The sequence below is a fragment of the Arthrobacter sp. 9E16 genome (genome assembly GCF_002929435.1).
In the GTDB taxonomy this organism is placed as follows: domain Bacteria; phylum Actinomycetota; class Actinomycetes; order Actinomycetales; family Micrococcaceae; genus Arthrobacter_B; species Arthrobacter_B sunyaminii.
This window is the reverse complement of record NZ_PJIU01000002.1, coordinates 744,448-757,442: the sequence shown is the minus strand read 5'-3', so window position 1 is coordinate 757,442 and position 12,995 is coordinate 744,448. Positions and strand designations below refer to the sequence as shown.

The window sequence follows — 12,995 nt, the reverse complement described above, 5'->3', positions numbered from 1 at the left end:
CGGTCGAGTCCGCTCATAGGCTGGTTGGGTGGCAATTCGAGATTTCCTGGCGGTCCCGGCAGGCCGTGGCCACCGATTTCCGGCAGTTCGGGTAGCCGCTGGCCTTCTGGTTCCGTTGCTGGTACTGATTCTGCTCGGCCGCACGGACCTGACCATGTGCGCCATCTTCGGTTCGCTGACCGGAGTCTTTGGCCGCAGTGAACCCCACTGGCGCCGGCTCCGGCATCAATCACAGTCCGGGGTACTCATGATCCTGACCGTGGTCGCAGGCGTCTGGATGTCCCTGGCCGGACGAGGCGACTGGGAAGTCGTTGCGGCCGCGACAGTCATCGCCGGCATCATTTCCGTTGCCGCCGACTATCTGCGGGTCCGGCCCGCCGGGCCGTTCACTTATATTTTTGCTTTCACCGCAACTGCCGCTGCCCCCTTTACGGGAGCCGTAAGTGAAGCTGCCCTGGCCGCGGGAGGCGGCGCGGCGACGGCAGTGGTCCTGGGCATCGCCGGCCGGGCCCACGCGCGCCGCCACAGCCCGCTCCTGCACCGACCGTCCGTGCCGCCGCCGGATTGGCGGGCGATCCTGCAGCATTCGGGCAGATACGTCACCGCTGTGGCGGCGGCCGGTTCCCTTGCCGTACTGGTTGGACCCGGACACAGCTACTGGGCGATGCTGGCGGCGTGCGCCCCGATTGCTGCCGTGAACGCGGCACGTGCTCCGCTGCGGGCGGCACATTTCATCCTGGGAACCTACGCCGGAGTGCTGCTCTCGGCACTGCTGCTCCAGCCGGACTGGACCCCGGTGCAGCTGGCCGTCCTGCTGACCCTGCTGCAGTTTGCCGGTGAGATCTACGTGATCCGGCACTATGCGCTGGCCATGGTGTTCCTGACCCCTGTGGCCCTGCTGATGGGCGGCTTTGTGTCCACTCAGCCGGTCTGGGAACTGACCATTGACCGGGCGGTGGAAACCACCATCGGCGCGGTGGTCGCCGTCGTCGTCGTCCTGCTCACCACGCGCCAAAAGGGAACGCAGGCGCCCTCCACAGCGAACGATTCTGCAGCAATCGAGGGCCACGGGTACCCAAACCCGAGCTGACCCCGGGCCCGCCGGGCGCCCGGCCAATAGACTTTCGGCATGACGGACCGACCCCGGATTCTCGTCGTGGAAGATGACCGGCAGCTGTCCCGGATGCTGGCGGACCTCCTGGAATCGGAGGGCTACGCCGTGACCCTGGCTTTTGACGGGCAGCGCGCACTCCACGAGGGCCTGACCCACCCCTTCGACGTTCTGCTCCTGGACCGCGGGCTGCCCGCCATCGAGGGACTGGATGTGCTGTCGCGGCTCCGCAGCCGCGGGATCCTGACACCGGCCCTGGTCCTGTCCGCCCTGGGCAACCCCGCGGACCGCGTCGAGGGGCTGGACCGCGGAGCCGAAGACTACCTGGCGAAACCCTTTGACATTGACGAGCTGCTGGCCCGCCTTCGGGCACTGCGGCGCCGGAACATCGCACGGGTTCCCGTGCTGTCCGTGCCCGGCGGAGTCTTCGACACCGCGGGCCGCACGGTAACCACCGACGAGGGGGAAGTGGTGGTGCTCTCGGACCGGGAGAGTGCGCTGCTGGAACACCTGGCCCGCCGGCCCGGTCAGGTGTTTCCGCGGGCTGACCTGCTGAACGCAGTCTTTCCGGAAGCGGACGACGACGGGGTGGTGGACACATATGTGCATTACCTTCGGCGCAAGCTGGGCAGGCAGGCAGTGCTGACGGTGCGGGGAATCGGTTATCGGCTCGGTGCCGGGTCATGAGGGTTCGGCGGCCGTTGAGCGGGAAACCGCGCAGCTTGGAGGACACTGAACTGCGGCGGGCCGCGCTGCGGCTGGCGGTACAGTTCACGGCACTGACCGTGGTGCTGCTGGGTTTGGCCGGCGTTCTCGTGTACGGACTCGTGTCCGCCCAGACCCGGAGCGCTGCGGAGCAAACCCTCATTTCGGCTGTGGAGTCCGACTCTCCGCGGGAAGCTCCGCTGGGTGTTTTTTTGGCCGTGTACGACGACGGCCGGTTGGCCGTGTCCCGCAACATGCCCTCGGGTCTGCCGGACGAAGAGGCGCTGGCTGAAGTAACAAGAACCGGGGAGTCCCGCCGGGACACGGTAACCGCCGGGGACCGCAGCTATGAAGTCCTCACTGCCCGCCGCGGCGGCGATGTGGTGCAGGCTGCCGTCGACACACGGGAGGCCACTGAACAGCTGCGCCGCCTGGCTCTGGCGCTGGTGGTGTCGGTCCTGGCGGCGGGGGTTGCCGCCGGTGCGCTTTCGGCCTGGGCGGCACGGGCCGCCATGCGGCCGATGGCCGAAGCCCTGGCCCTGCAGCGGCGCTTTGTCGCCGATGCCAGCCATGAATTGAGGACACCGCTCACACTCCTGAGCATGCGCGCACAGATGCTGCGCCGTCGGCTGGCTGCGGAAACGGATGCGCCGAAGTCCATCGAGGAAGCCGTCCACGCTGCCGACGAGGTGGTGGATGACACCAAGGTGCTTAACGGAATCCTCGAAGATTTGCTGATGTCTGCTGATCCCCGCCAATCGGGACCGTTGGAGGAGGTAAACCTGGTGTCGCTGGCCGGCTCCACCGTCAACTCCCTGGAACCCGCGGCTCATCGGCGGGGATTGACTCTGGAACTTGAAGCCCCCGAGCCGCAGGTGCTGGTGCGCGGCGGACAGTTCGCGCTGCAGCGGGTGTTCACTGCGCTCGGCGCCAACGCCTTGGACTATGCCCGTTCACGGGTGCGGTTCTCGGTTCGAAAAAGCGGCGGAGAAGCGGTCATTCGTGTGTCCGACGACGGACCTGGCTTTCCGCCCGGTTTCAGCCGGCACGCCTTCGAACGGTTTGCCTCGGCCCGCGACAGGGCAGAAGAAGCGCCGGGACCACGGCATTACGGTCTGGGACTGGCCCTCGTGGCGGAAATTGCGGCACGGTACGGCGGCAGCGTCCGGGCCCTGCCGGCGGTGAATGGGTCCGGAGGTGTGCTGGAAGTGCGGCTTCCGGCAGCCCGGGAGCATTCCCCGTTCTGAGCAGCAGAAACCCGAGAGCCGTGGAAGTCTAAGAATCCTCGAAGAATCAGCTCCGAAAATAGTTGTGTAGGTAAACCACTATTGGAGGTGAGTAAACACAATGGCTTTCCGGGACAAGGTCAGGGGCCCGCTCGGCTGGATTCTTGGTGTCGTGGGAGGTCTGGCACTGCTGGCTGGTGCCTTCTTTGCCGGACTGGCCACTGGTGACAACAGCGTTGACCAGGAACAGGCGTCAGTGACCGAACAGCAGGAAAACCAGCAGGACCCGGACACGGACCAAGACTCTGATTCCAAGCCGGAAAAGGGTATGCCTGACGGTGACCACAAGATGCGTGGCGACGACAGTGAAGCCCAGGGCGACGGACAGGAGCCGGGGAACGGAGACAAGAAGGGTGTCGAGGAAGGCACCGACGACGGAACCACCGACGACGGCACCACAGAGGATGCACCGGAACGCGGGCACGCCGGGCGCCATCACGATGGCAAGTTCGACGATGGCACCCCGGATGAAGACCGCCCGGCCAGGGACCGACACAGCGATGGTGACCACCATGAAGACGGTGGGAACGATGAAAACGAAAACACTGAGAACGAGCCCGCGGCCTGACTTTTCAGTCCACCGGCGCACCCCAACCGGGTGCGTGCCCTAACCAAAAAGAGAACGCCCGGCCACTTGGCCGGGCGTTCTCTTACCTTTATCGAGGCGCAGGTCCGTTCGCTTCCTGCGCCCCATTAGGAGCTACTGCTGCGTGATTACGCTACGCGGTAGTAGACAGCGCCGGAACCGACGTTGGCGCTCTGCTGGACAGTCTGGTTGCCGTTCCATCCGCTGTGGATGGCCTGGCCGTCACCAACGTAGATGGCGATGTGGGCAAGGCCCATGCCGCCGTCGGCGTAGTAGATGATGTCGCCGGGCTGGGGGTCAGAAACCGGGGTTCCGTAAGCAGCCAGCTGTGCCGGTGCCAGGTCGCCCACCGAGTGGCCGGCTGCCCGGAGGGCAACCTCCACCAGGACGGTGCAGTCCTGGGCGGCGCCCATCTGGGCGTAGGCGGAGTTCAGCATGATGGAGTTCGTGCCGGTGACAGCTGCACCCGTGGAAGCAGCCGGGGTCACGGAGGACGCCGGGGTGCTGAAGGTGCTGAAGTCGGCTGCGGCCGGGCTGGCTTCAGCCGGTGCGGTGTAGGCGGCCTCAGCCGGTGCGGCGTAGGCAGCTTCGGCGGGTGCGGCGTAGGCAGCTTCAGCTACCTCAGCAACAGCGCCTCCGGCATACGTGATGACGTCACCGGGGTAGATGATGGATTCCAGCGAAAGGCCGTTCAGGGCCAGGACGTTGTCCAGGCTGACGCCGTAGGTGGCTGAAATTGCACTCAGGGTGTCGCCCGACTGGACAACGTGAGTTGACGCGGTGGAGACTGCGGCGGGTGCCGGAGTTTCCACGGGTGCGGCGACAGCCGCAGGAGCGCTGTAAGACTCGGTTGAGTCGTTGGCGATGACGCCTGCCGAGGCGGGGCCGGCCATGCTCAGCACCAGGCCGGAGCCTGCCGCCATGACTGCAGCGGCGCTGCCCACGGTGCGGGCCTTGCTGCTTGCGGTGTTTGCGATTGCGGCCAACAGTCCGATATTTCCGGCACGGTGGCGTCCACGAGTATTGTTCAACATTAGAGTTACCTCTCCCGATACCTGCGAGGTGAGCTGTCGGATGCGGATGGGAGTCATCCGGTCCGCCGAAGAAACCTCGGCTGACTTAACCCCAAGGATTCAAGGAACCCGTAAGTGGTTCCCCCGCCTCTGCCGAAGTGTGAAATCTGTGGACCTTGACCAGCGGCAGAGCTAGGTAACAAGTCAAGGGCGCCGTTTCAGGTAACGGCTTGGCATCAACAGTACAAGCGGATTACGGGAAGATAACTATTTAGTAACGAAGGTCGCACAGGCGTGTGAGTGGCGCCGCTGTGTGGTATGGGTGGTCGGTGGCACAATAGGCCGCCGAGCCCCCGGAAACCGGGGGATAGGGCGAGCGGGCGGATCCCCGCGATCAGCCCGCAGGGGAGCGTTAGGCGGGTGAATCCGTCTGGCGCTCGAGCGTGGCGGAGGTCAACTCCCCGAATCCGTGCACCAGGTCACCGGGTGCAAGCCGGAGCCCGCGGGCCACACCGGAACCCTTCAGCACTGAACCGCGCTTCTCGGCCGGCAGCGAGGCATGGTCCCCGCCGTCGGCCAGCACCACTGACTCTGCACGGACGGCGCCAACGATCTGCGATCCGGAGCCAAGCACTGACCTTCCCGTCACGACGGCACCGTGGGTGAGCCGGGCGCGGTCGCCCACTGCAACAGCATCCGACCGGCCCGCCGTGAGCTGGACGCCGCCCGGCCCCAGGGTGATTTCGGAGCCAAGCAGAAGCATTCCGCCGTCCTCCGCAGACAGGAAAGTGCCCGGATAGAAGATGTTCCGGTCTCCAATGACGCAGAAACTCTGTTCGTCGACGGCAATAACGGTTCCGGGATAAAACACATTACCCTCGCCCAGCTGTGCTTTGCGGGAAATCAGTGTGGATGAAGGGTCCAGGATCTTCTGGGTGGCACAGAGCTGCAGGATTTCCGCGACGGTGAGGTAACCGAATTCTTGGCGAATACTGTCGGGATCGTTCCCTTGAAGCTCTGGCATATTCATCTCTTCCTCGTCATCTTGCCGGACCGGGTATGCATCAACCGGGACCGGGGCACTCTTTAGCCTACCTGTCCTGTTAGCTGTGCAGCAGCGGACTGGAGGGAAGGATCAGCGGAACAGTCCGATGACACGTTTGTCCAGAGTGCAGGCGGGGTGCACAGGAGAAAAAATGCTTGGGTCGGCAAATGCTTTCCGTAAATCCCAGGCAATTAGGACCGAAGGTACGCCAATGTGGCCAGAACCCGGCGGTGGCCGCTGTCGGACGGAGAAAGACCGAGTTTCGCGAAGATATTGCCGATGTGCTTGCTGACGGCGGTTTCGGAAACGGAAATGGCCTGGGCAATGGCAGTGTTGCCGAGTCCTTCGGCCACCAGCCCCAGCACTTGGAACTCCCGCGGAGTCAGCGACCTCACCGGGTCCTGCGTGCCGCGGCGGCTGAAGAGCTGGGCAATGACTTCCGGGTCCATCACCGTTCCGCCGGCCAGGACACGCCTCAGGCCGTCCACGAAATCGCCCACCTTGCCCACACGTTCCTTCAGCAGGTAGCCCACGCCCTGCGCACCGGAGGCCAGGAGCCGGCTAGCATATCTGTCCTCCACATAGGAGGACAGGACCAGGACCGGAAAGTCCGGTACCCGCGAACGCATCTCCAGCGCGGCGCGCAGCCCCTCATTAGTGAACGACGGCGGCATCCGGACATCGAGGACCGCCCCGTCCGCGCTCCCCGGCTCAAAGGCAGCGAGCAGGTCCTCAGCGTTGTCGGCCGAGCCGACCACCTCGAAACCCTCGCCCTTCAGCAACAGCTCCAGTCCGGCGCGCAGAAGGGCATCATCTTCGGCGATCAGAAGGCGCATGGCAGTTCCACCCTTAGCTCGGTTGGTCCGCCCTGCGGACTGTTGAGGATCAGCTTGCCGCCAAAAGCGGAGGCCCGGCGGGCAATTCCCGCCAGCCCGGTGCCCCTGCCGGCCCCGGGGCCGGGACCGGTGCTGGCGCCGGGCACTGCACCATACGCCGGAACTGCAGCCCCGCCGTCGCCGTCGTCGCTCACCCGGATCACCAGTACATCTTCGCGCGGTATGGCCTCCGTGCGCAGGACCACGTCGATTCGCGACGCATTCGAATGCTTCGCCGCATTGGTTAGCGCCTCGGCCAGCACAAAGTAAGCAGCTGATTCCACAGCCGCAGGAGCGCGCAGCAGGCCGTGCACGTCCAGGGAACACGGAATGGGAGAGCGGCTGGTCAGTGCTGAAGCAGCTCCGCCCAGGCCCAGCTCATCAAGGATGGGCGGGTAGATATCGTGCACGGCCTCGCGCAGGCCGGCCAGTGCCTCGGTGGCGGCGTCCTGGGCGCGGCTGATGAACGGCGCTGCGGCGGCGGGATCGCTCTCCGCTGCGCGCTGGGCCAGCCCGAGCATCATCACCACGCCCACCAGCCGGTTCTGGGCGCCGTCGTGCAGTTCCCTTTCGATTCGGCGCAACTCAGCGGCATGGGCGGTCAGAGCGCTGGCGCGGGCAGCGGAGAGATCCTGGATCCTGCGGGAGAGCTCGTCATACCGGCGGGGCGAAAGAATGGCCAGCGTCCCGCCGCTGAGCCGCCGCGCCAGCCACGGAGGCAGCAGCCACGCTGCATATCCGTAGATCAGGCCCAGCAGGACGGTGGCTCCTGCCGCAGGCCAGCTGGTCACCGGAAAGGCCAGCTCAAGCGGCGTCGCCGGGGGAAACAGCACCCATAACGGCGCCGCGAATACGTAGAGCACCGCGGCCAGCGGCAGCGCCACGGCCAGGCAGCCGGACAGCAGGGCGAAAGCCCCGTGGAACAACAGCCAGGACACGTCGCGCTTCGTTTCGGGCGCACTCACCAGCACCGCCAGCTCCCCGAAGGTGTATCTGTCCTCCAGCCGGCGGCGGTCAAAGGGCACGACGGCACAGCTGTAGGCGGCCGCACGGGCCTGCGCCCGGGACGCCAGCAGGTTCAGGGCTGCCAAAAGGCGGGGAACGGGATACAAGCCCACGCCCAGGGGCAGGAACGGAAGCAGGACGACGGCGGCTACAAGGACTCCCAGTGAAGCGGGCCAGGACATCGCCTCACGCAGGAGGAAACGAACGGCGCTCAGACGGGTCTCCAGGCTGGCACGGGCAGGAAGCTTCACCTGCTCGATTATGCCCTGCTCCGGTTCCAGCGGGGGTATAGCCAGCTATACCTCCGATTGGGGTGCTGGCTGTATCGGACCGGGAACACCTTCTCCGTAGCGTCGTAGACAGCGAAAACGCAGCGGCAACCGGCCGCTGGACCCCGAACGAAGGATCATTCCCATGTACACCGATGCCAGTGAAGTCCCCGGACCGGTTGCTCTGCGGCTGGAGAGAGTGTCCAAGAGCTACCGCACCGGAAACGCCCGCGTTCCGGCCCTGCGTGAGGTCTCCCTGTCGGTGCCGGCCGGAACCTTTACCGCCGTCATGGGACCCTCCGGTTCCGGCAAGAGCACGCTGCTGCAGTGCGCCGCCGGACTGGACACCCCGGACAGCGGACGGGTGCTGCTGGGATCCACTGACATGTCCCGCCTGCGCAGGAGGGCCTTGCCGGCTTTCCGCCGCGACCACGTCGGGTTTGTGTTCCAGTCCTACAACCTGCTGCCCCAGCTTTCCGTCGTCCGCAACGTGACCCTGCCGCTGCTGCTGGGCGGGCGCAGCGTGGAACGGGATTGGCTCAAGTACGTTCTGGAAGCTGTGGGACTGGCCGGGCTCGATGAGCGGAAGCCGCAGGAACTGTCCGGCGGACAGCAGCAGAGGGCAGCAATCGCGCGGGCCCTGATCACACGCCCGGAGGCCGTCTTCGCGGACGAGCCCACCGGTGCCCTGGATTCCGCCGCCGCCCGCCAGGTCCTGGACCTGCTGCGGCACACTGTGACCGATCTTGGCCAAACCGTGGTCATGGTGACCCATGATCCGGCGGCGGCCTGTTCGGCGGACAACGTCCTTTTCCTCGCCGACGGGCAGCTGGACGGCAGTATGGCCAATGCCAGCGTCCGGGACATCACCGAGCGTGTGGCCTACCTGGGGGAGCGGTGAACATGTTTGCACTTGCTCTGTCATCCATCCGGCACAACCGCGGCGGTTTTGCCGGTGTCTTTGTTGCCGTGTTCCTGTGCGCGGGGCTGATGACCGGCATGGGGGTCCTCATCGAATCGGGACTGCGCGGCGGTACCGCTCCGCAGCGCCTGGCCGGTGCCGACGTTGTCATCGGAGCTCCGCAGTCCATGCCCGTGCCTGAGGATATTGCCGTGCCCTTTCCCGAGCGCGTACTGCTTCCCAAAGACAAGGTGGCCGAAATTGCTTCGGTGCCCGGGGTGGAGCGGGCGGTAGGGAACGTTAGCATCCCGCTGGCTACCGGCGGCGGGCAGCGTATTGAGGCAGCCGCGTGGGATTCGGCGGCGCTGGCACCCTACACGCTGGTGTCCGGCCGGGCTCCGCAGGCAGCGGACGAGGTAGTGCTGGACGGCTCCTTTGGGACAGGACCGGGGTCCAGCATTGAACTGTCCCACGGGGGAGAGTCCGCTCAGTACACCGTGACCGGTACCGTCGCAGCTGGTGGGAGTTCCGGGAGCAAGGGCGCCGTGTCCGGCGAACCCGCAGCTTTCCTCAGTTCCTCCGGCGCGGAAGCCCTGTGGCCGCACGGGAATGCCGTCACCACAGTTGGAGTGATCGCGGAACCCGGCGCTGACCCCCGGGAACTGGCAGCCGCCATCGAAACGGAAGTGGACGGCGTCGTCGCCTACACCGGAGAGCGCCGCGGAGATGCGGAGGCCTTAGGCGGTGCCGCCGGCCGGTCCATGTTGCTGCTGCTCAGCGCGTCCCTGGCCGGGACGGCGGTCATGACAGCTGTCTTTGTCACGGCGGGAACCCTGTCCCTGTCCATCATGTCGCGCCGCCGGGAGTTCGCGCTCCTGCGTGCAGTCGGCGCCGGAACCCGACAGACCCTGGGGCTGATTCTGCGTGAAGTGTTGCTCGTCGCGGGAGTCGCCGCGCTCCTGGGCACACTGCCCGGATTCTGGCTTGCACAGCTGCTGGCACGGCAATTTACAACCGGCGGAATTATTCCCGCAGGCTTTGCCCTGGCCTACAGTCCGCTCCCGGCGCTCGCGGCCATGGCGTTGAGCGTCGCTGCCGCTGCCGGAGCCTCGCTCGCGGCTGCCCGCGGAGCCGTACGGACGACACCGACCACGGCCCTGCGTGAAGCTGTCACCGAAAACCAGGCACTGGGGCGGCGGCGGACCATTACCGGACTGGTCCTGCTGGGCGCCGGTCTGGTTGCAGCACTCACGCCGCTGGCCGTTCCCGGACTGGCAGGCCTGACGGCGGCCGCGGGAAGCGCCTTGCTGCTGATCATCGCGGCGGGAGTCCTGGGCCCCCGGATTGTGGCTGGTGTCCTCCAAGCGGTACGGCCGCTGCTGCGGCGCAGCCCGTCCGCTTCCATGGTGCTGGCCGAGGCCAATACTGCTGCTTTTCCCCGGAGGCTGGCAGCCGGCATGGTTCCGCTGGCTCTGGCGGTGGCCCTGGGGTCTGTCCAGTTATTCATGGCGCCCACGGTGGAGGCCGAAGCGGCGCAGCAGTCCCGTGATTCAATCACGGCCGATTATCTGGTCTCGGCACCCGCCGGTATCTCCGCGGATCTTGCCGCACGGATTGCGGCAGTGCCGGGTGTGCAGGCCGCAACGCCCGTAGCCAGGTCCGCGGTTCTCGCGCAAACCACCTTCCTGGGGATGGAAGACACCGTGGAGGCGTACATGATCTCCGGGCTGGGCGAACAGGACCTGTTTTCAACGCTGGATCTGGGCACCCGTGAGGGTTCACTGGAACGGTTGGCAGAGCCCGGCACCGTAGCGCTCAGTGAAGACCTGGCCCGGTCCTCAGGCACCAGGGTGGGCGAAGAATTTTCCTTCCACTATGGGGACGGTACCGAGGCTGCCGCCGTCGTTGTTGCAACCTATGAGCGGGGACTGGGATTCGGTGATCTGGCCATCGACAACGGAACCCTGCGGGAACACACCACCTCGGGACTCAACGACTATGTGCTGATCACTGCGGACTCCGGTGCGGATACCGGCGGGCTGAGTGCCGCCATGGAAGACCTGGGGCTGACGATGCTGGACCGTGACGCGCTGGGTGCTGCCGGGGCTGCCGAACGAAGTTCTGAGTCCTGGATTTCCGTTGTTGGCCTGCTGGTCCTGCTGGGATATGTCGGTCTGTCCGTGGTCAACAGCTTGGTCATGGCCACCGCCCGCCGACGCCCGGAGCTCATGCTGCTGCGTGCGCTGGGGGCCACGGACCGGCAACTGCGGCGTATGACCGGCGTGGAGGCGGCGCTGATGGTGGCAACCGCGGTTTTGCTGGGAAGCCTGCTCGCCCTGCCGCCGCTGATCGGCATCGCTTTCAACGTTTCCGGGCAGCCTGTTCCCACCATTGTTCCGGGGATATTCCTCGCACTGGCAGGGACGACGGCGGCACTTGGGCTGGGCTCCATCGCCGTGGCCACACGTGCCGCACTGCGGCAGGTGCGGGAATAATCCAGCCGAGGGGCCGGTTGCGTCCGATTGCGGGTCCCCGTAGGGGCCCGCATAGGATTGCACCCCTGGCCAGACCCGCTTTAAACGCCCAACACCGTGAACAGGACTCCACCCTTTTGAGTAATAACCCGTCTTCCGTCGCCACTTCCGCGCCGCCGTCGTCCACCGCATCGAAAAGCCGTAAACCGGCCGCACCCGACGCCCTGGACCCGCGCACCAAGACCGTGATCGGGTTGCTGCTCGTCTCGTCCTTCGTGGTAATCCTGAATGAAACCATCATGAGCGTTGCACTGCCGCGCCTGATGGCTGATCTGAATATCACCGCCGGTACGGCCCAGTGGCTAACCACCGGGTTCATGCTGACCATGGCCGTGGTCATCCCCGCCACCGGGTTCCTGCTCCAGCGGTTCTCCATGCGCGGCCTCTTCATGACCGCCATGTCGCTCTTCAGCGCGGGAACACTGCTCGCGGCACTGGCCCCGGGGTTCGGAACGCTGCTTTGCGGCCGTATCATTCAGGCCGGCGGGACCGCCATCATGCTGCCGCTGCTGATGACCACGGTGCTAAACGCCGTCCCGGCCCACCGGCGCGGACGCATGATGGGCACCATTTCCATCGTCATCGCCGTCGCCCCCGCCATTGGCCCCACCGTTTCGGGCATCATCCTCAATGCCCTGGACTGGCGCTGGATGTTCTGGCTGGTTCTGCCGATCGCGGTGCTCTCCCTCGTGGTGGGTGCACTGAAGGTGCAAAACCTGACCGAACCCAAGAAGGTTCCCTTTGATGCGCTCTCGATCGTGCTGTCCACTCTGGCCTTCGGCGGGCTGATCTTTGGCCTGAGCAGCATCGGCGAAGCCGCCCAGGGCGAGGCCCTGATGCCGCTGTGGATTCCCCTGACCATTGGGGCCCTGGCCATGGCCGGATTTGTTTTCCGCCAGCTGGTACTCCAGCGCACGGACCGTGCCCTGATGGACCTTCGCACCTTCGCCAGCAAGCCCTTTGTCGTCGCCATAGTCCTGGTTCTGGTCAGCATGATGGCCCTGTTCGGCTGCCTGATTGTTCTTCCGCTCTATTTGCAGAATGTCCTGGGCCTCAGCACCTTGAACACCGGTCTGCTGCTCCTGCCCGGCGGTGCCGTCATGGCGATCCTTTCCCCCATTGTTGGGGGACTTTTCGACAAGTTTGGTCCCCGCCCGCTGGTGATCCCCGGTGCACTGGTGCTCAGCGGCGCGCTGTGGGGCATGACTACGCTGGACGAGTCCAGCCCCGTGCCCGTAGTAATCGTGCTCCACTGCCTGCTCAACGCCGGCCTGGGTTTCATCTTCACGCCACTGTTCACCTCGGCCCTGGGCTCCCTGGACAAATCGCTCTACTCCCACGGCAGTGCGATCATCAATACGCTTCAGCAGCTGGCCGGTGCCGCGGGCACAGCAGTCTTTATCACCCTCATGACCACCGGAACCACGGCTGCGGTCAACGGCGGAATAGCAGGCATTCCGGCCGCTGCTGCCGGTGTGCACACCGCATTCTTCTGGGGTGCGGTCATCTCGCTGGTAGCCCTGGCTGCGTCCTTCTTTGTGCGCCGGCCCACCAATGAACTGCCCGACGGCGTGACCATCCACTAAACGCCCCCGCAGTGCAGGACCCGGGCATTCCGGGCCGCGGATGCCGTTGTGCAAAGCAAGGGGACGGAATCCGTTTTGC

11 protein-coding genes and 1 riboswitch are annotated in these 12,995 nt (G+C 65.7%); of the genes, 7 read left to right on the top strand and 4 right to left on the bottom strand.

The window, feature by feature from the left end; all coding sequences use genetic code 11:
• Positions 1 to 28 precede the first annotated feature (28 nt).
• The 4 genes from CXR00_RS10195 to CXR00_RS10180 all read left to right on the top strand — a co-directional run bounded on the left by CXR00_RS10195 (position 29) and on the right by CXR00_RS10180 (position 3,670).
• A complete protein-coding gene (locus CXR00_RS10195; RefSeq protein WP_146068476.1) occupies positions 29 to 1,090 on the top strand; it encodes an FUSC family protein in 1,062 nt (353 codons plus the stop codon).
• A gap of 39 nt (positions 1,091 to 1,129) precedes the next feature.
• A complete protein-coding gene (locus CXR00_RS10190; protein WP_181032521.1) occupies positions 1,130 to 1,798 on the top strand; it encodes a response regulator transcription factor in 669 nt (222 codons plus the stop codon).
• A 14-nt stretch (positions 1,799 to 1,812) separates the two neighbouring features.
• A complete protein-coding gene (locus CXR00_RS10185; protein WP_146068475.1) occupies positions 1,813 to 3,063 on the top strand; it encodes a HAMP domain-containing sensor histidine kinase in 1,251 nt (416 codons plus the stop codon).
• Positions 3,064 to 3,163: 100 nt separating this feature from the next.
• Positions 3,164 to 3,670, top strand: coding sequence for a hypothetical protein (locus CXR00_RS10180; RefSeq protein ID WP_104054386.1), 507 nt, complete (start codon positions 3,164 to 3,166; stop codon positions 3,668 to 3,670).
• A gap of 146 nt (positions 3,671 to 3,816) precedes the next feature.
• Here the strand turns inward: CXR00_RS10180 and CXR00_RS10175 are convergent, their stop codons facing one another.
• The 4 genes from CXR00_RS10175 to CXR00_RS10160 all read right to left on the bottom strand — a co-directional run bounded on the left by CXR00_RS10175 (position 3,817) and on the right by CXR00_RS10160 (position 7,877).
• Positions 3,817 to 4,722, bottom strand: a complete 906-nt coding sequence (locus CXR00_RS10175) for a LysM peptidoglycan-binding domain-containing protein (protein WP_104054385.1) — start codon at positions 4,720 to 4,722, stop codon at positions 3,817 to 3,819.
• A gap of 4 nt (positions 4,723 to 4,726) precedes the next feature.
• Positions 4,727 to 4,877, bottom strand: a riboswitch (cyclic di-AMP (ydaO/yuaA leader).
• A gap of 236 nt (positions 4,878 to 5,113) precedes the next feature.
• Positions 5,114 to 5,725: a hypothetical protein gene (locus tag CXR00_RS10170; RefSeq protein ID WP_104054384.1), complete on the bottom strand. Its 612-nt coding sequence runs from the start codon at positions 5,723 to 5,725 to the stop codon at positions 5,114 to 5,116.
• A 212-nt stretch (positions 5,726 to 5,937) separates the two neighbouring features.
• The gene (locus CXR00_RS10165) at positions 5,938 to 6,582 is read right to left on the bottom strand and encodes a response regulator transcription factor (RefSeq protein WP_104054383.1); all 645 of its coding nucleotides are present in this window, start codon (positions 6,580 to 6,582) and stop codon (positions 5,938 to 5,940) included.
• Positions 6,570 to 7,877: a histidine kinase gene (locus CXR00_RS10160; protein ID WP_207346763.1), complete on the bottom strand. Its 1,308-nt coding sequence runs from the start codon at positions 7,875 to 7,877 to the stop codon at positions 6,570 to 6,572. The genes CXR00_RS10165 and CXR00_RS10160 overlap by 13 nt, the downstream gene beginning before the upstream one ends.
• Before the next feature lie 163 nt (positions 7,878 to 8,040).
• Here CXR00_RS10160 and CXR00_RS10155 point away from each other — a divergent pair, with 163 nt between their 5' ends.
• The 3 genes from CXR00_RS10155 to CXR00_RS10145 all read left to right on the top strand — a co-directional run bounded on the left by CXR00_RS10155 (position 8,041) and on the right by CXR00_RS10145 (position 12,916).
• The gene (locus tag CXR00_RS10155; protein ID WP_104054382.1) at positions 8,041 to 8,796 is read left to right on the top strand and encodes an ABC transporter ATP-binding protein; all 756 of its coding nucleotides are present in this window, start codon (positions 8,041 to 8,043) and stop codon (positions 8,794 to 8,796) included.
• Positions 8,797 to 8,798: 2 nt separating this feature from the next.
• The gene (locus CXR00_RS10150) at positions 8,799 to 11,291 is read left to right on the top strand and encodes an FtsX-like permease family protein (protein ID WP_104054381.1); all 2,493 of its coding nucleotides are present in this window, start codon (positions 8,799 to 8,801) and stop codon (positions 11,289 to 11,291) included.
• Positions 11,292 to 11,494: 203 nt separating this feature from the next.
• Positions 11,495 to 12,916 (top strand): MDR family MFS transporter, encoded by a 1,422-nt coding sequence (locus CXR00_RS10145; protein WP_258060424.1) that lies wholly within the window; start codon positions 11,495 to 11,497, stop codon positions 12,914 to 12,916.
• The last annotated feature ends 79 nt before the right edge of the window (positions 12,917 to 12,995 follow it).